Source organism: Acinetobacter sp. AOR41_HL (genome assembly GCF_027854645.1).
Classification (GTDB): Bacteria; Pseudomonadota; Gammaproteobacteria; order Pseudomonadales; family Moraxellaceae; genus Acinetobacter; species Acinetobacter nosocomialis.
Genome location: NZ_JAKTHZ010000009.1, coordinates 94,826 through 119,175 on the forward strand (window position 1 = coordinate 94,826; position 24,350 = coordinate 119,175).

The 24,350-nt window shown below is 39.0% G+C and carries 19 protein-coding genes; 3 read left to right on the forward strand and 16 right to left on the reverse strand.

From position 1 onward, the window contains the following. Positions 1-54: 54 nt before the first annotated feature. The 4 genes from acnD to MKL35_RS02000 form a co-directional block, all read right to left on the reverse strand. Entirely contained in the window at positions 55-2,661 is a 2,607-nt protein-coding gene (gene acnD / locus MKL35_RS01985) for a Fe/S-dependent 2-methylisocitrate dehydratase AcnD (RefSeq protein ID WP_106479622.1), read from the reverse strand. Further along, complete coding sequence (prpC, locus tag MKL35_RS01990; RefSeq protein ID WP_000097522.1) at positions 2,661-3,818, reverse strand: bifunctional 2-methylcitrate synthase/citrate synthase; 1,158 nt, start codon at positions 3,816-3,818, stop codon at positions 2,661-2,663. The genes acnD and prpC overlap by 1 nt, the downstream gene beginning before the upstream one ends. A gap of 261 nt (positions 3,819-4,079) precedes the next feature. Further along, complete coding sequence (gene prpB / locus MKL35_RS01995) at positions 4,080-4,964, reverse strand: methylisocitrate lyase (protein ID WP_001118922.1); 885 nt, start codon at positions 4,962-4,964, stop codon at positions 4,080-4,082. After that, a complete protein-coding gene (locus MKL35_RS02000; protein WP_001153625.1) occupies positions 4,957-5,667 on the reverse strand; it encodes a GntR family transcriptional regulator in 711 nt (236 codons plus the stop codon). The genes prpB and MKL35_RS02000 overlap by 8 nt, the downstream gene beginning before the upstream one ends. Positions 5,668-5,712: 45 nt before the next feature. Between MKL35_RS02000 and MKL35_RS02005 the strand changes: the two genes are divergently transcribed. Together MKL35_RS02005 and MKL35_RS02010 are read left to right on the forward strand one after the other, a co-directional pair. Next, a complete protein-coding gene (locus tag MKL35_RS02005) occupies positions 5,713-5,847 on the forward strand; it encodes a hypothetical protein (RefSeq protein WP_106479621.1) in 135 nt (44 codons plus the stop codon). Between the two features lie 335 nt (positions 5,848-6,182). Continuing rightward, the gene (locus MKL35_RS02010; RefSeq protein ID WP_000486244.1) at positions 6,183-7,397 is read left to right on the forward strand and encodes an amino acid aminotransferase; all 1,215 of its coding nucleotides are present in this window, start codon (positions 6,183-6,185) and stop codon (positions 7,395-7,397) included. Positions 7,398-7,445: 48 nt separating this feature from the next. Here MKL35_RS02010 and dld read toward each other — a convergent pair whose 3' ends face one another. The 4 genes from dld to lldP form a co-directional block, all read right to left on the reverse strand. Continuing rightward, positions 7,446-9,152, reverse strand: a complete 1,707-nt coding sequence (gene dld / locus MKL35_RS02015; protein ID WP_106479620.1) for a D-lactate dehydrogenase — start codon at positions 9,150-9,152, stop codon at positions 7,446-7,448. 451 nt (positions 9,153-9,603) lie between these two features. Then, positions 9,604-10,749, reverse strand: coding sequence for an FMN-dependent L-lactate dehydrogenase LldD (gene lldD / locus MKL35_RS02020; RefSeq protein ID WP_104080426.1), 1,146 nt, complete (start codon positions 10,747-10,749; stop codon positions 9,604-9,606). Next, positions 10,746-11,498, reverse strand: a complete 753-nt coding sequence (gene lldR, locus MKL35_RS02025) for a transcriptional regulator LldR (RefSeq protein WP_002120807.1) — start codon at positions 11,496-11,498, stop codon at positions 10,746-10,748. The genes lldD and lldR overlap by 4 nt, the downstream gene beginning before the upstream one ends. A 19-nt stretch (positions 11,499-11,517) precedes the next feature. Beyond that, entirely contained in the window at positions 11,518-13,185 is a 1,668-nt protein-coding gene (lldP, locus tag MKL35_RS02030) for an L-lactate permease (protein WP_171304740.1), read from the reverse strand. A gap of 373 nt (positions 13,186-13,558) precedes the next feature. On the opposite strand from lldP, the gene MKL35_RS02035 reads away from it, so the two are divergent. Next, positions 13,559-14,929, forward strand: a complete 1,371-nt coding sequence (locus tag MKL35_RS02035; RefSeq protein ID WP_106479618.1) for a phosphomannomutase CpsG — start codon at positions 13,559-13,561, stop codon at positions 14,927-14,929. A gap of 27 nt (positions 14,930-14,956) precedes the next feature. Here the strand turns inward: MKL35_RS02035 and MKL35_RS02040 are convergent, their stop codons facing one another. The 8 genes from MKL35_RS02040 to MKL35_RS02075 all read right to left on the reverse strand — a co-directional run bounded on the left by MKL35_RS02040 (position 14,957) and on the right by MKL35_RS02075 (position 24,350). Further along, positions 14,957-16,798 carry an LTA synthase family protein gene (locus MKL35_RS02040; protein WP_270912692.1) on the reverse strand — a complete coding sequence of 614 codons (1,842 nt, stop codon included), beginning with the start codon at positions 16,796-16,798 and terminating at the stop codon, positions 14,957-14,959. A 176-nt stretch (positions 16,799-16,974) separates the two neighbouring features. Continuing rightward, the gene (gene pgi / locus MKL35_RS02045; protein WP_106479617.1) at positions 16,975-18,645 is read right to left on the reverse strand and encodes a glucose-6-phosphate isomerase; all 1,671 of its coding nucleotides are present in this window, start codon (positions 18,643-18,645) and stop codon (positions 16,975-16,977) included. Continuing rightward, on the reverse strand, positions 18,642-19,904 hold the full coding sequence (locus MKL35_RS02050) for a nucleotide sugar dehydrogenase (protein WP_270912694.1): 1,263 nt from the start codon (positions 19,902-19,904) through the stop codon (positions 18,642-18,644). Before MKL35_RS02050 ends, pgi begins: the two co-directional genes overlap by 4 nt. Positions 19,905-20,019: 115 nt before the next feature. Continuing rightward, a complete protein-coding gene (gene galU, locus MKL35_RS02055) occupies positions 20,020-20,895 on the reverse strand; it encodes a UTP--glucose-1-phosphate uridylyltransferase GalU (protein ID WP_270912695.1) in 876 nt (291 codons plus the stop codon). A 23-nt stretch (positions 20,896-20,918) separates the two neighbouring features. Beyond that, positions 20,919-21,536: a sugar transferase gene (locus MKL35_RS02060; RefSeq protein WP_270912697.1), complete on the reverse strand. Its 618-nt coding sequence runs from the start codon at positions 21,534-21,536 to the stop codon at positions 20,919-20,921. A 34-nt stretch (positions 21,537-21,570) separates the two neighbouring features. Further along, positions 21,571-22,383, reverse strand: a complete 813-nt coding sequence (locus tag MKL35_RS02065) for a glycosyltransferase (protein ID WP_270912699.1) — start codon at positions 22,381-22,383, stop codon at positions 21,571-21,573. Further along, a complete protein-coding gene (locus MKL35_RS02070; RefSeq protein WP_270912700.1) occupies positions 22,367-23,245 on the reverse strand; it encodes a glycosyltransferase family 2 protein in 879 nt (292 codons plus the stop codon). Before MKL35_RS02070 ends, MKL35_RS02065 begins: the two co-directional genes overlap by 17 nt. A gap of 4 nt (positions 23,246-23,249) precedes the next feature. Next, positions 23,250-24,350: an EpsG family protein gene (locus tag MKL35_RS02075; protein ID WP_270912702.1), complete on the reverse strand. Its 1,101-nt coding sequence runs from the start codon at positions 24,348-24,350 to the stop codon at positions 23,250-23,252.

A 24,350-nucleotide genomic window follows, 5' to 3' on the forward strand; every position in this document is an offset into this window, starting at 1 on the left:
CATCATCAAGATAGGGTTTATTTTGAACAATATCAATAATATTTAACTAAAGTATCAAGCCACTTGGCCTTCTAAAAAGTCCTGCGCAAAGCGCTGTAATACACCGCCCGCTTCATATACAGAAACTTCTTCTTCTGTATCTAAACGGCAAGTCACAGGTACTTCAACAATCTCTTCTTTTCCATCCGCTGTGGCACGTTCAATCACTAAAGTTAAAGTTGAACGCGGCGCGATATTACCAATCACGCTATAAAGCTCTGTACCATCTAGCTTCAAAGTCTTGCGGTTTACGCCCGGTTTAAACTCGAGTGGTAACACGCCCATACCCACCAAGTTAGTACGGTGAATACGCTCAAAACCTTCTGCCACAATCGCTTCAACACCTGCAAGGCGTACACCTTTCGCAGCCCAGTCACGGCTTGAACCCTGACCGTAGTCAGCACCCGCAATAATGATTAGCGGCTGCTTACGGTTCATGTAGGTTTCAATTGCTTCCCACATGCGCATCACTTCACCTTCTGGCTCTACACGCGCTTTTGAACCTTGCTTAATGGTACCGTCTGAACGGCGAACCATTTCGTTATAGAGTTTCGGGTTTGCAAATGTTGCACGTTGTGCAGTCAAGTGGTCACCACGGTGCGTTGCGTATGAGTTGAAGTCTTCTTCTGGTACGCCCATTTTGTGAAGATATTCACCCGCAGCCGAGTCCATCAAAATCGCGTTTGAAGGCGACAAGTGGTCGGTAGTGATGTTGTCACCCAAAATTGCAAGCGGACGCATGTTTGCCAAAGTACGTGGTGCAGCCAACGCCCCTTCCCAATATGGTGGACGGCGGATGTAAGTACTTTGCGGACGCCAGTCGTAAAGTGGGCTCTTCGCTTGTTCAACTTCGCCCAAGTCAAACATTGGAATGTAGACTTTACGGAACTGTTCAGGCTTCACGGCTTCTTTAACTAAGGCATCAATTTCAGCATCAGATGGCCAGATGTCTTTGAGGTAAATCGGGTTACCTTCTTTGTCATGACCTAACGCATCTTTTTCGATGTCAAAACGAATCGTACCTGCAATTGCATATGCCACAACAAGCGGAGGAGATGCCAAGAACGCTTGTTTTGCATAAGGATGGATACGGCCATCGAAGTTACGGTTACCAGAGAGTACTGCGGTTGCGTACAAGTCACGGTCAATAATTTCTTGTTGAATAGCTGGATCTAATGCACCAGACATACCGTTACACGTTGTACAAGCGTAAGCCACAATACCAAAACCAAGTTTCTCTAAGTCTTTTAGAACACCTGCTTCTTCAAGGTAAAGTGCAGCCGCTTTTGAACCTGGTGCAAATGAGGTTTTCACCCACGGTTTACGTGTTAGTCCAAGTTCATTTGCTTTACGTGCCAACAAACCTGCCGCCACAGTGTTACGTGGGTTAGAAGTGTTGGTACATGAAGTAATTGCAGCAATAATGATTGCGCCATCTGGCATTAAGCCATCAGAACGGTTTTCAACAACACCCGCAATGCCTTTTTCTTTTAGGTCGCTGGTTGAAACACGTGCATGTGGGTTTGATGGGCCAGCAATGTTACGTGTAACTGTCGATAGATCAAAACGTAGTACACGTGGGTACTCTGCTTTGGTCATTTCAGATGCCCAAAGGCCAATTTCTTTTGCGTACTGTTCAACCAATGCCACTTGAGCATCTTCACGGCCTGTTAGGCGTAAGTAATCGATTGTATTTTGGTCGATGTAGAACATCGCAGCCGTAGCGCCATATTCTGGTGTCATGTTCGAAATGGTGGCACGGTCACCCACAGACATGCTGTCAGCGCCTTCACCAAAGAACTCAAGGTAAGCACCAACCACGCGTTCTTTACGCAAGAACTCAGTTAGAGCCAACACGATATCTGTTGCAGTAATGCCTGCCTGACGTTGACCAACCAACTCAACACCAATAATGTCTGGCAGACGCATCCAAGATGCACGGCCCAACATTACGTTTTCAGCTTCTAAACCACCAACACCCACAGAAATTACGCCCAAAGCGTCTGTATGTGGTGTATGTGAGTCTGTACCGACACATGTGTCTGGGAATGCTACGCCATCACGCGCCTGAATCACCGGAGACATTTTCTCTAGGTTAATCTGGTGCATAATGCCGTTCCCCGCAGGGATCACATCGACATTTTTAAATGCGGTTTTGGTCCACTCAATAAAGTGGAAACGGTCTTCATTACGGCGGTCTTCGACAGCACGGTTTTTTGCAAAAGCGTCTGGGTCAGCACCACCATATTCCACTGCTAAAGAGTGGTCAACAATGAGCTGTGTTGGTACAACTGGGTTAACTTTAGATGGGTCGCCACCCTTCTCAGCAATCGCATCACGCAAACCTGCAAGGTCAACCAATGCAGTTTGACCCAAAATGTCATGACACACCACGCGCGCTGGATACCAAGGAAAGTCCAAGTCCTGACGGCGTTCAATCAACTGCGTTAAATAAGCAGTTAAGTTCTCGGCATCGGCACGGCGTACCAATTGCTCTGCGAGTACTTTAGAGGTGTAAGGCAGTTTTTCGTATGCGCCTGGCTGAATATCTTCAACGGCTTGACGCACGTCGTAATATTCAAGCTGGGTACCTGCCAGCGGTTTACGGTATTTTGTGTTCATTAACCACGCTCCGCCAATGGTTTAAATTCGAGGTTTTCAGGGCCTGTGTAGTTCGCGCTTGGACGAATAATTTTGCCGTCTTGGCGTTGTTCAATCACGTGTGCTGACCAACCTGCTGTACGTGCAATTACAAATAACGGTGTAAACATTGCAGTTGGAACACCCATTAAGTGATAGCTCACCGCACTGAACCAGTCGAGGTTCGGGAACATGTTCTTCACTTCTTTCATTACCGCCTCTAAACGCTCAGCAATGAGGTACATTTTGGTGTTCTCTTGTGCTTGCGCTAAGTCATGCGCCACTTTCTTGATCACTTCGTTACGTGGGTCAGAAACTGTATATACAGGGTGACCAAAACCGATTACGACTTCTTTATTTTCAACACGTTTACGGATGTCAGCTTCTGCTTCATCTGGATTGTCATAACGTTGTTGAATCACGAATGCAACTTCGTTTGCACCGCCATGTTTAGGTCCGCGAAGTGCACCAATACCGCCTGTAATTGCCGAGTACATGTCAGAGCCTGTACCTGCAACCACACGTGATGTAAATGTTGATGCGTTGAATTCGTGCTCAGCATACAAAATCAGAGAGGTATGCATTGCTTGAATCCATTCTTCACATGGTTTTTCGCCATGAAGTAAGTGCAAGAAATGCGCTGCAATTGAGTCATCATCAGTTTCAACTTCAATACGACGACCGTTGTTGCTGAAGTGGTACCAATAAAGCAGCATTGAGCCTAGGCTTGCCATTAATTTATCAGCAATGTCTTTTGCGCCCGCTTCGTTGTGGTCTTCGTGTTCTGGCGTTAAGCAACCTAGTACTGAAACACCCGTACGCATCACGTCCATTGGGTGAGCAGACGGTGGTAATTGTTCAAGTGCAGTTTTAAGTGCTGCTGGTAAGCCACGAAGCGCTTTTAATTTTGCTTTATAGGCTTTGAGTTCAGCTTTGTTTGGTAATTTGCCATGTACGAGCAAGTGAGCAACTTCTTCAAACTGGCTACCCGCTGCAAGGTCAAGAATGTCATAGCCACGATAGTGCAAGTCGTTACCGCTACGTCCTACGGTGCAAAGTGCTGTGTTGCCTGCAACTTGTCCGCTAAGTGCAACTGATTTTTTTGGTTTGAAGCCTGTTGTTGTTTCATTTGAGCTCATAGAATCATCCTTTATATCAACCAGAATTTGTTGTTTGTTCAATTCTTTACTTGAGGTAAAAACACGACAGCGTCTTGCCGAGTTCTCATCCAATTTTTGGATTAACCTGCCGTTCGCCTTACTTTTCACGGATGAAAAGTAAGCAAAAATCCTTGTTGGTCTGACGATATATCCCTATATCGCAGTCCAACGTAGCGGCATCCATGCCGCCCTCACGATAGCCAAGACCATCGCTTCCCCTTCTTTTAAAAGAGGGCTTATTTATTTCTTTTTAGCAAATGCGTTGTCTAAGTAGTCTTCAAACGCGTAGTAGTTAATGCGTTCATATAACTCTTTACGCGTTTGCATAATATCAACCACGTTCTTTTGTGTACCTTCTTTGCGTAAGGTTTCATACACAGTTTCGGCTGCCTTGTTCATAGCACGGAAAGCAGAAAGCGGATAAAGCGCAAGGCTTACATCGGCAGATGCCAACTCTTCAGTGGTAAACAGTGGGGTAGAACCAAACTCTGTGATATTTGCCAAAATTGGTACGCCTGTCTTCTGAGCAAATTGCTTGTACATATCAAGCTCAGTAATTGCTTCAGGGAACAACATGTCTGCACCAGCTTCAATGTAGGCACCCGCACGGTCAATTGCCGCTTGTAAGCCTTCAACTGCTAACGCATCGGTACGCGCCATAATCACGAAGCTGTCATCACCACGCGCATCAACCGCTGCTTTAATACGGTCAACCATTTCTTCTTGAGTCACAATGGCTTTGTTCGGACGGTGACCACAACGTTTTGCACCCACTTGGTCTTCAATGTGCATTGCCGCAGCACCAAACTTGATGAGTGCTTTTGTAGTACGGGCAATGTTAAATGCAGAAGCACCAAAGCCTGTGTCCGCATCGACCAATAATGGAAGATCACATACATCGGTAATACGACGTACGTCGGTCAACACATCATCAAGGTTACTAATTCCCAAATCAGGTAAGCCTAAAGAACCAGCTGCTACACCACCACCTGATAAGTAAATCGCTTTATAACCTGCACGTTTTGCCAAAAGTGCATGATTGGCATTGATGGTTCCAACCACTTGTAATGGCTTTTCTTGGGCTACGGCATCGCGAAATAGCTGACCTGCGGATTGTTTAGCCATTGTTATGTTCTCCTTGTGCTTGTAGCAGTGTTTGCTCAATAATTTTGTAAGAAGCATTGATATGTCGATGCATGAGCAGCTCGGCAAGTTCACCATCGCCTTCTGCAATTGCATCTAAAATACGGATATGTTCGTCCCAAGCTTTGCTTGGTCGATCAGGTGTGTTTGAAAACTGAATTCGGTACATACGGATGAGGTGATAAAGCTCATCACATAGCATTTTTTCTAGGGTTTTATTGCCACTACTTTTGATAATGCAGTAGTGAAAATCGTCCTGCCCTTCTTGCAAGTAATATCCTTTACCTGCTTTAAAGTTTTCATCTTCGGCATGCATACGTAAGACATCACGTAGCGCCAAAATTTGCTTTTTATCAATATGCTGTGCAGCAAGTTTGCAAGCTAAACCTTCTAATGACGCACGAATCTGGTAAAGCTCTTTGAACTGTTGCAAGGATAACGAAACCACGCGCGCACCCACATGTGCAGTACGCTCAACCAAACGTTGCCCTTCAAGCCGATGAATCGCTTCACGCAATGGCCCACGGCTAATGCCATAAGTGCGCGCCAGTTCAGGCTCGGAAATTTTGCTACCTGCCGGAATTTGACCCAAAACAATCGCCGTCTGTATTTGTTTAAATACATGCTCGGTCAGTGTTCTTCCCTGACTTTGTAATGGCTCTGGTGCGAAGGTCAAATCTTGCATATTGTCGACAATTTTTAATCAATTATGGCTTTTATAGCGGTATGAATGAAAAAAATCAAGGTGATTGTTGACACTTTACAGAACGCATCAGGTCAATTTTTATCGTTAGGACTGACATTTCACCTTATATTTAAAGCATTACACCACTTGCTATTTAATATTTATAAAACAGTTAGTTAATATTAATTTACCTATAAATTTATGGCACTTTTTTAGTTGCTTTTCGGCCTCTAATCTTTTGTTTCAAACTTTAGTCTACAACCAATGTATTACAGCAAGATTGTAGACAATCTGCTTGAATGAAAGCATGAGTTAGAAATTAGTTTCTATTTACCGTAATTTCTTTTAAATCTTTTTATCATTTTCAGCCAGAAAATATCGATATTAGTGAAATTATCAGGTGCTTCACGGTAGCTTTATTGATACATTATTGAGCATCGACATAGTTGTGGCGTATTTTTCGAGACAGAAAAAACCCAGCACTATGCATATTGTTGAATGAAAGGACTTTTTTGATGTTTCAACATATCCCCCCATACGCAGGCGATCCAATTCTCTCTTTAATGGAACAGTTCAATGCTGATACTCGTTCTGAAAAAGTAAACTTGAGTATTGGTCTTTATTATAACGAAGACAGCATTGTTCCTCAGTTAGAGACCATTATCGAGGCGCAAAAGCGTATTGAGCCTAAGAACGGTAAAACCAAACTTTATTTGCCAATGGAAGGCTTCAAACCTTACCGTGAAGCAATTCAAGCACTTTTATTCGGTGCAAACAGCCCAGCAGTTAAAGCTGGCCGTGCTGTAACTATCCAAACACTTGGTGGTTCAGGTGCATTAAAAGTTGGTGCGGATTTCTTAAAAACTTATTTCCCAAATTCAGACGTTTGGGTGAGCCAACCAACTTGGGACAACCACGTTGCGATTTTCAATGGCGCTGGCATTAAGACTCATTTCTACCCATATTTCGATGCAGAAACGCGCGGTGTAGATTTTGACGGTATGCTTTCTACACTTAAAACTTTGCCTGAGCAAAGCATTGTGTTGTTGCACCCATGCTGCCATAACCCAACTGGTGCTGACTTAAACCCAGCACAATGGGACCAAGTGATTGCAGTATTAAAAGATCGTAACCTTATTCCTTTCCTAGACATCGCTTACCAAGGTTTTGGTGACGGTATGGAAGAAGATGCGTATGCAATCCGTGCTTTAGACCAAGCAGGTCTAAACTTCATTGTGAGCAACTCGTTCTCTAAAATCTTCTCTTTATATGGCGAGCGTGTTGGCGGCTTAACTTTCGTATGTGACGATGCAGAAGCAGCTCAGTGCACATTCGGTCAGTTAAAAGCGACTGTACGTCGTATTTACTCTAGCCCTCCTACTACAGGTGCTTGGTTAGTTGATGAAGTGTTAAATGACGCTGAACTTAACCAACAATGGCAAGGCGAAGTAAAAGAGATGCGTGAGCGTATTATTAAAATGCGTAGCATCTTGAAAGACGAACTTACTAAAGCATTACCAGACCGTGACTTTAGCTACCTTGTAAACCAAAAAGGTATGTTCAGTTACACAGGTCTAACTGCTGAGCAAGTTGATATCTTGCGTGAAGAATATGCAATCTACTTAGTACGTAGTGGCCGTATTTGTGTAGCAGGCTTAAACATGAAAAATGTTTATACTGTTGCTAAAGCAATGTCTGAAGTGCTTGCTAAATCAGTAGAAGCAGCATAAGGCATTTATTAAAAAAGGCGCTTCGGCGCCTTTTTTTATGTCTCGATATTAAGATTTAGCTTTGCCCCAATATTTCAATTTTGAGGTATGCCCAATCCCCACATTAAAGCTATTGGTTGGGTCAAGTTTTTGATAGAAATTGGCTAATGCAGGTTTGGCAATGTAAAGATGCCCAACATTATGCTCTGCCGGATATTCAGCACGGCGTGCATCGAGTAATTTCCACATTTGATGTTCCATTTCTAACGGGTCATTGCCCTTTTTAAGAATATAGTCCTGATGGAACACATGACAAAAGAAATGCCCATAATAGAGTTTATGGATGATTTTATTTTCCATCTCGGCTGGTAGTTGCTCTACCCATTCGCGGTCATTACGGCGTAGCGCAATATCAAGCGCCACAATATCTTCAACTTCACTACGGTGCGTATCACGATAACGAATTGCCGCCCCCGCAATCGCAAAACGGTGTAAGAACGCCTTTCGACCTTCTTCTTCACTACATACGAAATAGCTGCCTGACTGATGCACTGCAAAATATTCTTTTAAAAACTGCTCGGTCTGTACTTTTGAATTATTTTCAACACGTAAAACCAAATGGTGCTCATAACGATCTCGATATTCGGTCATACGCTTAGGCAAATGACTCGGTAAAAAAAACGTAATCGCCTGTAAAATCTGGTCTGTTAAACCTTTAATTTTAAATTTTTCTAAAAAGCCATCGACTTTATCTTTCATGGCGAAGGCTTTTGGAACATTGGCTGTACCAAATTTTTCAATAAATAAGAAGGTGTCTTTTCCGTACTTTTCACCAATCAAGTAAGCATCACGGTGAATATATTCACCTGCAATCGGTAGACTTGGCAGTGAAGTGAGTAAATAACGGCGAATCGCCGTTAAATCATCAGCATCATTAGTACCAATATAAAAGACATTACTTTCTACTTTTTCATAAGTATCAAGACGTACCGCAAACACACAAACTTTACCTGCCGAACCCGAAGCCTCAAACAAACGTGACGGGTCTGCATTAAAACGAGCAGGCGTATCTTCATCGACCTGAGTCACATCATGCGCATAGCGATGGTCCGATGCCTGTTTTTCACTGTCATCTAAAATATCAACGGCTTGATATTGCTGCTTCTCTAAACGCGTCAAAATCTCTTCGGGAGTCGAGCCTAAATTTACGCCTAAATGGTTCACCATTTCTAATTGACCAGTGGCATTCACCTGAGCATATAAAGCCAGCTCAGTATATGCAGGACCACGGCGTACCAGTGCACCACCAGAGTTATTACACACCCCACCCAGTACTGAAGCCCCAATACACGATGAACCAATGACCGAATGCGGCTCTCGATTATAGCCTTTTAAAATTTGCTCTAAATTATCTAAGGTCGCACCCGGTAAACAAATGACTTGCTTGCCGTCATGGATGACTTGAATACCCTTTAATCGGCGTGTACTCATGACTAAAACAGGACGGTCATAGTCATCGCCATAAGGCGTTGAACCACCAGTGAGTCCTGTATTTGCTGCCTGCATAATGACAATACAATCTGCCTCAATTGCAGCCTGCAACACTTGCCATTGCTCTAGTAAGGTCCCTGGTACAACCACTGCAAGCACTTTTCCCTCACCAAAACGACGACCTTGGCGGTACTGACGCGTACTTTGATCATCGGTCAAAACATAAGAACGCCCTACAATGTTTTGTAAACGTTCGATCACTGCTTGAGGAGAAAATGTTTGCATGATGGTTTCCTTTTGGTCATCCCTACCACATAGTTTTTTAAAAATCAGAAAAGCTCAAGGGAGTTTTTCCATTTAGAACTAATATTTAAAGTAGCTAATTCCATTACTTTTGTTTTGGCAAAAGTAATCAAAACCATTGTCACTTACAGAACCTATTCGCTGTATCCATTTTTCAATTTATATTGCAAAAACAAAACTTTGCTCATACCACGCAGGCTGTAAGTGACGCTTAGCACTAGCAGCTAATCTCTAGGTGTTAGATTTAATTCAAATTGGCTACGCGTTGGCGGCAGGGATGCCGCCGTTTCGATGCGGTAGCAAGGACGTACCGTCATCGAAACAAAGGTTTTTGGTTACTTTTAAAAAAAAGTAACGTCAATTAGCTACTTACATTGAACCTTTTCGGATAAGACTCCGTCGTGCCAATATCATCAAAGTTAATACGAAAATATTAGAGCTTCATCGCCTGTACTAAACAATCCGCATTAATATCCGAAATCGACTTAGCACCCGTGAGCGTCATCGCAACACGCATTTCTTTATCAATTAAATCAAGCAAGTTTGAAACCCCTTGCCCACCTGCTGCGGCCAAGGCATACACAAACGCACGGCCAAGTAATACTGTATCGGCACCGAGCGCCAACATACGCACCACATCTAAACCATTACGAATGCCTGAGTCAGCCAAAATTGCTAGGTCACCTTTGACGGCATCGGCAATTGCAGGCAATGCACGAGCAGATGACATCACGCCATCTAACTGACGACCACCATGGTTCGACACCACAATACCATCTGCACCGAACCGCACAGCATCTTTGGCATCTTCAGGGTCTAAAATGCCTTTAATCACCATTGGACCATCCCAAAACTCACGAATCCACTCAAGGTCTTTCCATGAAATAGATGGATCAAAGTTCGAGCCTAACCAGCCGATATAGTCTTCAAGCCCAGTTGGTTTACCTAAATATTTAGAAATATTTCCCAAGTCATGCGGGCGCCCCATTAAACCCACATTCCATGACCAATGTGGATGAAATACTGACTGCATATAACGGCGCATCGCAGCATTTGGCCCACTCATACCCGAATGAGCATCACGGTAACGCGCCCCTGGCACAGGCATATCTACAGTAAACACCAGTGTTGAACAGCCTGCCGCTTTTGCACGCTCCAAAGCATTACGCATAAAACCACGGTCACGTAACACATAAAGCTGGAACCACATCGGACGGTTAATTGCAGGTGCAACTTCTTCAATCGGACACACTGAAACCGTTGAAAGCGTAAATGGAATACCCTTTTTATCAGCAGCCATCGCGGCCTGCACTTCACCACGGCGCGCATACATACCTGTTAAGCCTACAGGCGCCAAGGCAACCGGCATCGACAATGTTTCATTAAACAGTTTTGTCTCTAAACTTAACGTTGACATGTCATTGAGCACACGTTGACGCAATGCAATTTCTGACAAATCTTGTACGTTACGCTTTAAGGTATATTCCGCATACGCTCCACCATCAATGTAGTGAAATAAAAATGGAGGTAAGCGACGCTGTGCAGCCGCACGATAATCATTGCCAGAAGATATAATCATTTTGAATCAACTCTATTTAAACGGTTTGCACGTTTCTGGCGAGCTTCGTCTTCATCCAGAGAACGCACATGATTAATCACAAATTCAATATGACCGCAGACAGCTTGGCGTGCGGCCTCGGGATCTTTACGATCAATAGCATCCATTACCTGAAAGTGCTGCTCGCTGAGTAAGTCACCATTTACGGGGTCGTTATAAACTTTCTTACGCCCTAACAAGACGTTGTATTGCAGTAAATCAAACAGGCTTCGCATCATTTGAATCAGCACCACATTGTGAGAGGCTTCAGCAATTGCTAAGTGAAATTCTGCATCGGCCACCGCAGCCTGCGCTGAGTCTCCCGCATTTTGGTGGCGGCTAATTTCATTAAAATAATGATGAATTTTGGCGCGATCTTCTGGGGTCGAACGTAACGCGGCATACCATGCCGTGCCACCTTCAAGTAATAACCGCGCCTCTTGCACATCAAAACGGTATAACGGATCTTCTTCAATCAAGTTACTAATTGGGTTCACAATAAGTTGCTGTGGCCACTGTTCAGGTAACTGCTGAATATAAGTCCCATCGCCACGGCGGCTACTGAGCACCCCTTGACTATTGAGCTGTTGAATTGCTTCACGCAAAGACGGACGAGAAACTCCCAAGCTAGTTGCAAGCTGGCGTTCGGCAGGCAAACGGTCACCTTTTTTCATGTGCCGCTCTTCAATTAATGCCTGCAATTTCATGACCACTTGATCGGAGATTCTCATCACGTTTCCTTCACTGGAGTTACGGAATCATCCACGGAACCAGATAAGCCTGAACCGTAATAATGATGCCAACAAAGACAGTGAATATGATGCTATGTTTTACCGTGAAACGGAACAAGTCAGACTCTTTTCCAACTAAGCCTACTGCGGCACACGCAATAGCAATCGACTGCGGGGAAATCATCTTACCAGTCACACCACCGCTGGTATTGGCAGCAACCAATAACACTTCCGGAATACCAATTTGCTGTGCTGTAGTTGCCTGTAGTGCCGAGAACAAGGCATTTGAAGAGGTGTCTGAACCTGTAAGGAACACACCAAGCCACCCCAAAAATGGTGAGAAGAAAGTAAACGCATGCCCTGTATGTGCTAGAGCTAAAGCTAAAGTTGCAGATAAACCTGAATAGTTCGCAATAAAAGCAAATGCCAACACCATACCAATCGAGTAAATCGGTGTTTTCAACTCATTAAGTGTTTCACCAAAGGTTGTTACAGCCTCACTTGCTTTCATTTTTAAGAAAATAGCAGTGATGATTGCAGCAATAAAAATTGCCGTACCTGTTGCAGAGAACCAGTCAAACTTATAAATCGCCTCGTATGGTTTCATCTCTGCCACAATCGGCGGCATTTTTTCGACCAATTTATGCAAGTACGGCACTTCAAGTTTAAAAATCCAGTGTTCAAGAGCACCATCTTTTGCAAATAATGCTTTAAATGGCTTAACACTCCAGATGGTTACTATGACCGTTAAAATAGCAAATGGAGACCACGCCTTAGCAATTTTCCCAATACTGTAACGTTGAACCGTAGTAGGTTGCTGAGTCAACGTTTGACCAGCTTCAGGTTCAAAACGGAAAATATGTTTTGGTTGCCAAACGCGGAACAGCAAAGTTAAGCTCACCAATGACGCAATTGCAGCGGTAATGTCTGGTAATTCAGGGCCAATAAAGTTAGATGTAAGATATTGGGCAATCGCAAACGAACCACCACCAACGACTACCGCAGGCCAAGTTTCTTTAACACCACGCCAGCCATCCATAATCGCCATAATCCAGAACAGCACAATCAGCGTTAAAAACGGCAACTGACGCCCCACCATCTGGCTAATTTCCATAGTGTCTACACCCGACACCTGCCCAGCCACAATAATTGGAATACCCATTGCACCGAACGCAACTGGTGCTGTATTTACGATCAAACATAAACCAGCAGCATAAAGTGGTTTAAAGCCTAAACCGACAAGTAGTGCAGCGGTAATTGCAACAGGAGCACCAAAGCCCGCCGCCCCCTCAAGGAAAGTACCAAATGCAAAACCAACCAGTAACATTTGCAGACGTTGGTCTTCAGTAATCGACAAAATACTTGAACGGATAACTTCAAACTGGCCTGTTTTTACCGAAATCTTGTATAGAAACACTGCCCCGATAATGATCCACGAAATTGGCCATAGACCATAGAAGAAACCATAGATAATGGATGCGAAGGCCATTTGACCCGGCATTTGATAGAAAAAGAGAGCAATCAATAATGCAATAATGACTGTGCCCGTACCCGCGATACTGCCTTTTAAACGAAAAACAGCCAATGCCAAAAAGAAGAAAATAATCGGGATTAACGCAACCGCACTGGACAGCCAAATATTATTTAAAGGGTCATAAAGTTGTTGCCACATATTGAGCATTGTCATCTCCTTGAAATGCCGGGGCGAATTTTTTTACCTTAAACTTTTAAACATTCAACACAATTGGTATGACCAATTAAAATTTAAGTGCAAATGTTATTCCTTAAACCGCAGATCGCATCATAAACACAGATATCGGCAAGATCAACAATTAAATAATCACCATAATTGGTATGACCAATAGTATTAAGTAAAATCAAGTAATTTTTAATTTATAAATTTATTTATTAGACTAAAGTCGTAAAAATACTTTCTTATAAACTTAAATATGAACTACAAAAATGGAATGAAAAATTTGAATATAAAACTATAAACATATCTGATTCATGATCTATGTATAATGTGCACACAACTCAAACCACATGTATTGAATTGAATAATGACTACTTTAACGTGTTTTAAAGCTTATGATATCCGAGGCAAGCTCGGCACCGAATTGAATGAAGAAATCGCCTATAAAATTGGCCGCGCTTACGGACAAATCTATAAACCAAAGACTGTGGTTGTAGGATGTGATATTCGTCTAAGCAGTGAAGCCTTAAAGCAAGCGACCATCCGCGGGTTAAATGATGCGGGAGTGGACGTTCTTGATTTGGGCATGACGGGGACTGAAGAAGTTTACTTTGCTGCTTTCCATCTCGATGTACAAGGTGGTATAGAAGTTACTGCAAGTCATAATCCAATGGACTATAACGGTATGAAATTGGTTCGCGAAAATGCTCGTCCAATTAGTGCCGATACTGGTTTAAAAGAAATTCAGGCTTTAGCAGAAACTAATAACTTTGAAGAAGTTAGCCAAAAAGGTACAACGCAAAGCTATAACATTTTGCCTGAGTTCGTTGATCACTTAATTACTTATATTGAACCTGCAAAAATCCGTCCATTAAAGTTAGTGGTAAACGCTGGTAATGGTGCAGCTGGTCATGTGATTGATGCTATTGAAGAAAAATTTAAAGCGCTTAACGTACCAGTTGAATTTATTAAAATTCACCATGAAGCAGATGGTACGTTCCCAAATGGCATCCCTAACCCAATTTTAATTGAAAACCGTGACAGTACTCGAAATGCTGTTCTTGAGCATAAAGCGGATATGGGAATTGCTTGGGACGGCGACTTTGACCGCTGTTTCTTGTTTGATGAAAAAGGTCAGTTTATTGAAGGCTACTATATTGTGGGTCTATTGGCTCAAGCTTTCTTGATTAAACAATCAGGCGAGAAAATTGTGCATGACCCACGTTTAGTGTGGAACACGTTTGATATCGTAGATGAATACAAAGGTGTTGCTGTACAGTCAAAATCTGGTCACGCGTTCATTAAAGACGTTATGCGTGAACACAATGCCGTATATGGCGGGGAAATGAGTGCTCATCATTATTTCCGTGATTTTGCTTACTGTGACAGTGGTATGATTCCTTGGCTACTCACCATTGCCCTACTTTCTGAAACAGGACAATCTCTCTCAACACTCGTTGAAAATATGATTGCCAAGTTCCCTTGTAGTGGTGAAATCAACTTTAAAGTAGCCGATACGCAAACTACGATTCAAAAGATTTTCGACTTCTATGCCGATCAAAATCCACAAATTGATCGTACCGATGGTGTAAGTCTCGACTTTGGTACATGGCGTTTTAATGTCCGTGCTTCAAACACCGAGCCTTTACTACGTCTCAACATTGAAAGCCGTGCAGACCGTCAAGCTCAGCCAATGCAGCACTATGTAGATGAATTGACGGGTTTAATTCAGTCTTAATAGAGTTCATCTCAAAGAGATGGGACATTATTGTTCCATCTCTTTTTGCGTATTCTGCATAATTTTATAAGTATGATTATGTCCATCTAATACATCCTTATTTAGATTTTCATAACCTTTTAACAGCGCTTTCTTATCAAAATTACACGTTGGATTTTCATTGATAAATTTTTGGTGAATGGCACTATAACAACTCGAAACATCATCAACAAATTGATAGTAATCTGATAAAGGTAACCCTGCTAACTTTAATAGTTTTGGAGCAACGAAACTTGCGGCAATATAAGGTTGCTTCAAAGGCTTCTTATCTAATTTATAATTGCTCCATACCACAAAAGGTGTCTGATAATTTTTTAAGTTAGTTCGCTCAGGATCATCTTTAAAAAATCCATAACTTTCATAAACTTCTTGTAGATTTGGCAAATGATCACCAAAAGCAATTAAAATTGTTGGTCGATCTACTGTCTTTAAATATTCAGCGAACTCTTTTAACTTTTGGTTAGCACGCGCAGTTCCAGCAGTATAAGTACTTAACTTTTGCTTTTCAGTCTCAGACAGCTCTTTGTTAAATTTATAATTTTGCTTACCAAAACGATCATCGTTATACATAGGATGATTTTCAACAGTAATCGCATAAATAAATTTTGGCTGTTGCTCGTTCTCTTCTAAAGTAGATTTAATCGAATCAAAAATAAGATCATCTGTGGCCCATCCTCCTAAATTAAAGACTGTAGACCGATCTTTTTGGGCAATCATATTTTCAAGTGATATAAATTTATCAAACCCCAATGCTGGATATACCTTATTGCGATTATAGTAATAACCATAGTTATTATGCATTGCAATTGTTTGATAACCAATTGAATTTAAATAATAAGGTAATGCATAAATTGGCTTTTTCAGCTTAGAAACATATAACAACTCATTTGGGAAAAAAGTTGTATTAAGGCTCGTAAGGACTTCAAATTCAACATTCGCAGTACCTCCTCCAAAAGAAGGAGACAGTAAATTAGAGACCTGATTTTGATGAACAAAAGATAGTAAGTCTTTTGGTAAACCACTATCTAAATGATGAGAATCCCAAAAGGATTCTTCCATCACGATAACAATGTTCGGATATTCCTTCTCATTGTTGTCTAAAGATTGAACCAAATGATGTTCCTGTAAAATCTGCTGTATCTCTTGCTCAGATACTTTACGGTTAGGTAATAAAACACTGGTTACATTATCCAATACCTTAGATACGTAAAAAGTCACAAACCCGTAATCTTGAATTTTTCGATAGTCGCCAATCCAGTCATTTCTCGTATTTGGAAATTCTTGTAAACTGGCACAAATCATAGGTTTATTTTCTGAAAAACACGCCCCTGTAGGATTTTTAATAAGATTTAAGTAAATTAAGCCACTACCAAGCAATCCAAAAATAATAATATTAGGAACATAGGTATGAAAAGTAGCTTTACTTTCTTTACGTATAGCGATAAGCAGTACAATAAGAAAGAAAATAATCAGCATAAAAAAGATGAGCTGTAAGTGCCAAGGAGTCGCTTTCATAGCCTCAGGAAGTAAAAAAATATCTTCAGGGCTTAAATTACTAAATAGATATTGTTGCTTCTTCTTATTAATAAAATTTAAAAATATAACGAATAATTGGCTTAAAAAAAGAGCCGTATACTTACGACCAACTACAATAAAAAATAGTTGAATTACGGCATAGTTAAATAGAATTGAAAAAATAGCTTTTTCTGAAATCAAATAGCTATAAAACTTATGCCAAGTCAGGTTCATATCCCATGCAACATATACACCGACACAGGTGGATAAAAAGGCAATAAAGATAAACAACAATTGCTGACGGAGAAAAACCATGACGACAAAAAAGAGGCTAACAGGATTGAGGCGAATACTAGCATGAAAGTAATCACTACAACTGTAGCCTCTTTTTAGAAAAGAGCTTTATCTCAATTCAAGAAAGGTAGGTAATTGATATTTAGAAAAATTAAATAATCAATTTTTTAAATCTTACTCTAGTGTTATCTGAAATTTTATCCATCAACTTTTTCTAATAAAATTTTAATTAATCCACGCGTTGAAGCATCAAGTGTTGAAAGATCGTTTTGAGCACCATTTAAAATCGGAAGTAGTTGATCGGCGATCTGTTTACCTTTTTCTACACCCCATTGATCAAACGGGTTAATATTCCAGATTACAGATTGAACAAATACTTTATGCTCATATAAAGCAATCAACATCCCTAAACTATAGGGATTTAGTTCTTTTAAAAGTAATGTTGAACTTGGCTGGTTTCCTTCATATTGCTTATGAATAGGCAAGTTCTCTAGTTCTTTCGTATCTAGTGCTTCATTACCAAAAGCTAATAACCGTGATTGTGCCAAACAGTTTGATAATGCAAGATGATGCTGTTCAATCAATGCCTCAGCATTTTCTACATAAGTAAAATGATCTGCATTATAACGTTGTACAGGGGCAATAAAATCACAACTTACTGCCTGAGTTCCTTGATGAAGTAACTGATAAAATGCATGTTGAGCATTTGGTCCCACTTCACCCCATACAATTGGGCAAGTATCTAATTCGACTTTCTGTCCATCTCGCTGTACAGATTTACCATTAGACTCCATTTCAAGCTGTTGTAAATAGGCAGCGAAATATTTTAAACGGCCGTCATAAGGCAATACAGCATGGGTCTGAATATTTAAAAAATTATTATTCCAGATCCCTAATAATGCCATAAGTACAGGAATATTCTGCTCAAAATTTGTATTTTGGAAATGCTCATCAACAGCATGAGCACCAGCTAAAAGTTGTTGGAAGCCTTCTATACCAATAGTCAATGCGATAGGCAAACCAATACAAGACCAAAGAGAATAACGTCCACCAACCCAATCCCAAAGTAATAATTGATTTTCCGATGCAATTCCCCACTCTGACATTTTCTCAGCTTTTGTTGAAACACCAATGAAATGGCTTTTTACTACCCGTTCATGCTTTCCTAATGCTTTTTCAAGCCACTGACGAACTGTTTGAGCATTTGATAAGGTATCAATAGTACCAAATGACTTCGACGAAATAATAAATAAAGTCGTTTCTGGACGTAGTTGATGCAGGAGGTCGGATAATTGACTACCATCCATAGTCGAAACGAAATGTACATTAAGTGGTTTAGTAGTTTTTACTTTGAAATCACATAATGCATGGGTCACCATTTGCGGCCCCAAATCTGATCCACCTACTCCAATATTCACAACATCCTGAATGACTTCGCCTGTAGCGCCACGATATTGTCCAGCATGTATTTTCTCAACCAACGCGTACATACGCTTCAATTGAACATGAACTTGTTTAGTTAATTCTGGAAATTTAGAATATTCTGATGGTAAGCGTAAAGCCCAGTGCATGGCTGCACGCTGTTCGGTACAGTTGACTTTATCTTGAGAAAATAAGCGTTCAATCCAGTGCGTCAATTGTTTAGATTTTGCTAAAGATACTAACTGTTCTAAAACATTTTTATTGACACGGTGCTTACTATAATCAAAAACCAGTTGATCGAACTTTACAGAGTATTGCTGAAATCGATCAGTCTCTGATGCAAACAATTCTTTTATATGTAGATTCGAATTTTTCTCAACCAAAGAATGAAGCTGAGCGATAGGCGAAACCAACTCTTTAGGAAACTTTTCGATAGATTTATTCATAATCGACCTACCCCTTCATAAGCAAAACCTTTAGATTTGACATATGCTGGATCATAAATATTACGCCCATCCAAAATAAGTGGATGTAGCATTAATTGTTGTAAATGGTTAAAGTTAGGACTCCAATATTGCTTCCATGCTGTAACTAAGCATAGTGCATGCGCTCCTTCCGCTGCTTCGTATCGATCAGCACATAAAACCAGATCTTCACGGCTACCATATATGCTTGCGATTTCCTCAAGAGCTTGGGGATCATGTAATCGAACCTTCACACCTTGGGCCCATAAAGCAGCCAATAAAATATGAATAGGAGAGTTGTGCGTACTTGAGGTATTCTCTTTAAAAGAAGCACCCCAAATTGCGACAGTTTTTCCACTCAAGTCACAATGATAATAATTCCACAACTTACGGAATAAAATTTCTTTTTGTTGTTCATTAATAGCCCAAACTTGTTCTAAAAGACGACTTTTCACACCCGTTTCGGAAACAGTACTGGAAAGTGTTAAAATATCATGTGAAAAATTTTCACCACCAAACCCAACTCCTGCCGACAAGTAAGCTGCACCAATACGTGTGTCAGCAGCAATACCATGCTTTACATTCGCAATATCTATACCCAACTTCTCTGCAACTAGAGCAAGGTCATTCATATAACTAATTCTAGTTGCTAACATGCCTGAAATGCTGAGCTTAGTAAATTCGGCATCTAAAATCGGCATGAATAAATATTGATAGCTAAAACGGAAGAATGGACGCAATAACTCTTGCATCGTATCTTGAGCAGAATTCGATTCAACTCCAACAATGACATGCTTGACGTTAAGTACGCTATTAATCGCATTTCCTTCCTGAATCACGTCAGGGAAATAGACCCATTCGTCTTTAGGTAAATGATTTTTTAATTTAGCGGTACCATGTAAACCAAAAGTTGAGCCATTCACCATTAGTCTCGGATGAACAATTGGGCGTTCACTTAGTTTTTCAACTGTTTTTAAAGCAAGTTCTATTTGTGTTGGACTAAAACAAAATAAATAAACTTCAATATCTAAAGGAATTTGAGAAAAGGGACTTTCTATTAAAAAACCAGCTTTCCTTTGTTTATTTAAATAATTATTAACTTCTTGATCTTGATATGAAAGTACAGATATATTTTCCTCACAGGTGACACTAGTACACCAATAAATCTGATTACCATATTCAGCTAATAACGCTGCCATTACACCAGCATGTAAGGTGATTCCAAACACTGCGATTTTCATTGCACACCTGTTTTTAATATTCTATAGAATTCTCTTCTTTTTATATGAAGAGAATATATTGCTTAACTTATACATTCATTAAATCTTACAAATGTTTAAGTAGAGCCACAAAATTTTATAATTTAAGGTCTTGGATTAACTTCTTGAAATCATTTCCCAACTTAGGATGCTCAATACCATAGTGAAGTACAGCTTTTAAATAACCAAGTTTACTACCACAGTCAAAAGTTTCTCCACGCATACGATAAGCTTCAACCCGATCAGTTTGTTGCAACATCGCAATTGCATCTGTTAATTGAATTTCACTGCTTGCACCTTTAGGAATATTTTCTAAAAGCTGCATAATTTTTGCAGGTAATACATAACGACCAACAACAGAAAGATTTGAAGGGGCAGACCCAATCGATGGCTTTTCAATAATATCCTGTATAGCTATACTTTCACCTACATCTGGTGTTCTCGTGACATCAACAATGCCATATTGATCTACCAAATGATCAGGTATTGCTTCTACCATAATTTGTGCAGCTTGGCTCTCAGCATAACGAGCCACCATTTGCGATAAATCATTTTTTTCTGAATTATCTTTAACTAATACATCTGGTAACAATACCGCAAAATCATCATTGCCGATTACACTTTTTGCGCATAAAACAGCATGCCCTAGCCCTAACGGCTGAGGTTGACGCACACTAACAATGCTTACATTTGAAGGCAAAATATTAGTAATTTCTTTAATTAAATCAAATTTCTGTTTTTGTTTTAATATTGTTTCCAACTCAAAATCATGATCAAAATAATCCTCAATAGCAACTTTAGCAGAATGTGTTACAAAAATAATTTGCTCGATACCAGCTTCGACTGCCTCACGAACTACATATTCAATAGCAGGGCGATCAACTACTGTAACCATTTCCTTAGGAATTGACTTACTTGCGGGTAAAAAACGTGTACCTAAACCAGCAACTGGTAAAACTGCTTTTTTGATCATATGACTAACTTTATAACTAACGATTAATATTGTACTTCATCTTTTTTTGGCGAACCCGAAAAACGGCTTGCTCCCACTAACTGGTCTGGTGCATTAATACCTTCTTTTTTCAACATGACCTGTACAGTTTTTAGCATGATCTTAAAGTCTAACCAGATATTATGTTGTTCAACATATTCAACATCTAATTCAAACTTTTCTTCCCAACTCAAGTTATTACGACCGCTCACTTGGGCAAGACCAGTCATACCTGGTCTAACCTCATGACGACGCATCTGTCTTGGAGTATAATGCTGCATAAAATCAGCCAGTTGGGGACGAGGTCCTACAATGCTCATATCCCCTTTTAATACATTGATAAGTTGAGGCATTTCATCTAAAGTAGTAGAGCGCAATTTTTGTCCAAAAGGAGTAATTCTTTCTTCATCTGGCAAAATATTTCCATCCTGATCAACTCCATCTTTCATAGAACGGAATTTAATCATTTTGAATAATTTACCATCTTTGCCTGGACGCTCTTGTAAGAAAAAAACAGGAGAACCTAGATTTTTCCGAACTTTATAAACTACTATCAGAAAAACAGGCATTAGAATAAGTAAGGCAAATAGGGCAATAAAAATATCTAAAAGCCTCTTTAACATATTAATATACCTACAATTTTCATTTTAAATTACGTTATACACGAAACTGGTTTAAACATTTTTTATTAAGCTTGCTACGGCCAACGTCATAAACCCAACCCCACTTATTGAAGTATTGTATAGCACTTTTCAGATGGGCTTTAAGTAATAGTTTGTTTTTGTATGATGCTTGTTCGTGAACATGTATTATTTGAGCATGTGGGTAATATACAGCGCCATATGTTTCAGCACAACGCCTTGATAAATCCACATCCTCCATGTACATAAAGAATCTCTCATCAAAGCCATTAAGCTTCAATAGTGCGTCTGATCTGAACAGCATAAAGCAACCAGAAAGATAAGGAACAAAAACTGGTTTTTGAATTGAATAACCTTTCAATAGATATTGCTGATCTAAGCTAACTGCCCATTTTTTAGAAAATCTTCGAGCAAAAAGGTTGAATGGGGTTGGTAAAAGGCGTGCACCAAACTGATTTTCACCATTAGTATAAACAATCTTTGGAAGGAATAATCCCTCATTACGTTGACTTGCAAACTCAACCAAATTGTCAAATTCTGATTCTTGAAACATAATATCAGGATTACATATTAAGAAGAAATCACAATCAGTAGCATATCTATTTATCGCTTGATTATGGCCATATCCAAAACCGAAATTTCCTTCTGATTTCAAATAAATAATCTTCTCATGTTCAAATGTAGATGCCCAATCACTTTCATGGTTATCAACCAAAATAATTTTTTTGATTTTAGATACTGCAAATAAGCTATCCAGTGTTGCTTTCAATTCATTAAATGTGTGTTTATATAGAACTAATGAACAAAAGACATTAACTTCTCTTTTCATAATACACTCCATCACGAATAGCTCTAATCAAAGCAAAAAAGTTCTCTTTACGTTGACTGTTAATTGTAATAATAATTATTAATTGAACTATTAAAGAAAAAACAATATCTCTGTAAGCGAATATCTTTGGAATATAATCTAATTTTAATAAATAAAAATTATTTCTAATAATATAGTATCTTCGGAATGGCGAATGTAAAGCGATTTTTTTACCAAAAAAATTTAACACTTTATCTCCAATAGTATGCCTCATCACAACCTTATTTGAAATAAATATTTTAAAACCTCTATCTAATGCTCTAAAACACCATTCTGTATCGACTGCATCAATAAAAAATTTATCTTTCATTGGACCGATTACTTTTAAAGCCTCTACAATAATAAAGCTTCCTGAAGATATCACAAGTGAAACAGAAATAGGTTCTTCTATATTTTGCAATGAAACTCTTTCTCTAAAACCATATTTATTAATACGCAAAGCATTATAGTAAAAATCATATTCATCATTATAGAAACGTGGACTAATACATGCTACTTTTTGTGAATTCAATTCTTTATAGCTACTAAGCATAAGATCAACAAAATTATCCTCAACATTAGAATCTTGATCAAATAAAATAATATATTCATATTTATTTTTTATAGCCTTTTGAATACCAATATTTTGAGCATAAGCAATACCATAGTTTTTATCTAACCTATGCAGCTCAAAACAAGCATTAAAATTAATTTCATGTGCATTCTTTGAATAGTTATCAACTATAAATATATCCGTTTTCTGCTGATTTAGGCTAGAAACTAATTTACCCAATCTCTCTATTGATGGATTAAAAGTAACTACTATAGAAAGTACTTTATTCATATCACTAAATATTCTCAATTAAATTAAATGAACTATACATAAATACTCCCCCTACCAGAAAAAGTAGTAAATAATAAATCTGATGAATATTGATATAGCATTTATATTTTAAAGGAAATAAAAATACTAAAATATCTATATAACCAAACAAAGAGGCCAATCTCAAACCAATAGCACTATTAAACACAAAAGCTGCTTGTATACACATTGCTATAATAAAAATAGAAGTTAATATTCTATCAATTTTAGAAAAACTTTTATAACCTTTAAATAAAAGAAAAAGAACAAAAGATTTAAAAAGAAAATAAAACTGAAAAATACTATAAGCTTTGACTTGATCAGTTCCTTCAGAACTACTGCCCAAATATACATTTAGTCTATTCAACCATCCAAAATACTCAAGCAGAGTTTGAAATATGGATGAAAAAAACTGTCCAAATATTATACTTACCACTAAGGTATATAATAAAATAAGTAAAGATTTATCTGATGAAATACGCTTATAAAGCAAGTAAAGTGGTAAAAAAATTACTGATGAAAAATGGATAAAACAAGATGACAGCAATAAAAATATTTTAAATTTTGAAATTTTTCCGTCATTAATAAAATTAAGAAAGATTAATGTATTAATACCTATTGCTATACTAGCTCTTACTTGAGTATAATCATGTAAAATTAAATATCGCGAGAAAATCAAATACAAAAATATAGGAATTAAAAATTTCTGAACATTATTGTTTGCTATAAATATTTTTAAAGAAATTGATAAAAAAATAATAAAAAAATAATTGAAAAAATCTCCACTTCCAAAAAGAAAGTTAAAAAATTTAGCAGTTAACCAAAAAAAGGGATCAGGATAACTTAAGACATCTATAAAAGAGATATTACTTAATGAATTAAAATAAGAAGTATAAACCTCATAATCTAGACTTATTTTTGAAATATTTGATGCACCAAAATATGCTAAAAAAGTAGTAAGAATGATAAAAATTAAAAATTTACTTCTAAAAATTATCATAAATAATGTTGTAAAAAGGTATACTAGACCTGGTATAAATATTAGCATAAACCTTGACACACCTAAAAATAAGTTACTATATTTCAT

What these genes read in the sequence shown, in the direction of transcription:
- MKL35_RS02040 (WP_270912692.1), bottom strand. Translation starts at nt 16,798, where the DNA reads ATGGTTTTTCTCCGTCAGCAATTGTTGTTTATCTTTATTGCCTTTTTA.
- acnD (WP_106479622.1), bottom strand. Translation starts at nt 2,661, where the DNA reads ATGAACACAAAATACCGTAAACCGCTGGCAGGTACCCAGCTTGAATAT.
- MKL35_RS02065 (WP_270912699.1), bottom strand. Translation starts at nt 22,383, where the DNA reads ATGAAAAGAGAAGTTAATGTCTTTTGTTCATTAGTTCTATATAAACAC.
- lldR (WP_002120807.1), bottom strand. Translation starts at nt 11,498, where the DNA reads ATGAGAATCTCCGATCAAGTGGTCATGAAATTGCAGGCATTAATTGAA.
- MKL35_RS02035 (WP_106479618.1), top strand. Translation starts at nt 13,559, where the DNA reads ATGACTACTTTAACGTGTTTTAAAGCTTATGATATCCGAGGCAAGCTC.
- MKL35_RS02070 (WP_270912700.1), bottom strand. Translation starts at nt 23,245, where the DNA reads ATGAATAAAGTACTTTCTATAGTAGTTACTTTTAATCCATCAATAGAG.
- galU (WP_270912695.1), bottom strand. Translation starts at nt 20,895, where the DNA reads ATGATCAAAAAAGCAGTTTTACCAGTTGCTGGTTTAGGTACACGTTTT.
- MKL35_RS02075 (WP_270912702.1), bottom strand. Translation starts at nt 24,350, where the DNA reads ATGAAATATAGTAACTTATTTTTAGGTGTGTCAAGGTTTATGCTAATA.
- MKL35_RS02050 (WP_270912694.1), bottom strand. Translation starts at nt 19,904, where the DNA reads ATGAAAATCGCAGTGTTTGGAATCACCTTACATGCTGGTGTAATGGCA.
- lldD (WP_104080426.1), bottom strand. Translation starts at nt 10,749, where the DNA reads ATGATTATATCTTCTGGCAATGATTATCGTGCGGCTGCACAGCGTCGC.
- lldP (WP_171304740.1), bottom strand. Translation starts at nt 13,185, where the DNA reads ATGACAATGCTCAATATGTGGCAACAACTTTATGACCCTTTAAATAAT.
- dld (WP_106479620.1), bottom strand. Translation starts at nt 9,152, where the DNA reads ATGCAAACATTTTCTCCTCAAGCAGTGATCGAACGTTTACAAAACATT.
- MKL35_RS02005 (WP_106479621.1), top strand. Translation starts at nt 5,713, where the DNA reads ATGAAAAAAATCAAGGTGATTGTTGACACTTTACAGAACGCATCAGGT.
- MKL35_RS02010 (WP_000486244.1), top strand. Translation starts at nt 6,183, where the DNA reads ATGTTTCAACATATCCCCCCATACGCAGGCGATCCAATTCTCTCTTTA.
- MKL35_RS02060 (WP_270912697.1), bottom strand. Translation starts at nt 21,536, where the DNA reads ATGTTAAAGAGGCTTTTAGATATTTTTATTGCCCTATTTGCCTTACTT.
- prpB (WP_001118922.1), bottom strand. Translation starts at nt 4,964, where the DNA reads ATGGCTAAACAATCCGCAGGTCAGCTATTTCGCGATGCCGTAGCCCAA.
- prpC (WP_000097522.1), bottom strand. Translation starts at nt 3,818, where the DNA reads ATGAGCTCAAATGAAACAACAACAGGCTTCAAACCAAAAAAATCAGTT.
- MKL35_RS02000 (WP_001153625.1), bottom strand. Translation starts at nt 5,667, where the DNA reads ATGCAAGATTTGACCTTCGCACCAGAGCCATTACAAAGTCAGGGAAGA.
- pgi (WP_106479617.1), bottom strand. Translation starts at nt 18,645, where the DNA reads ATGAATAAATCTATCGAAAAGTTTCCTAAAGAGTTGGTTTCGCCTATC.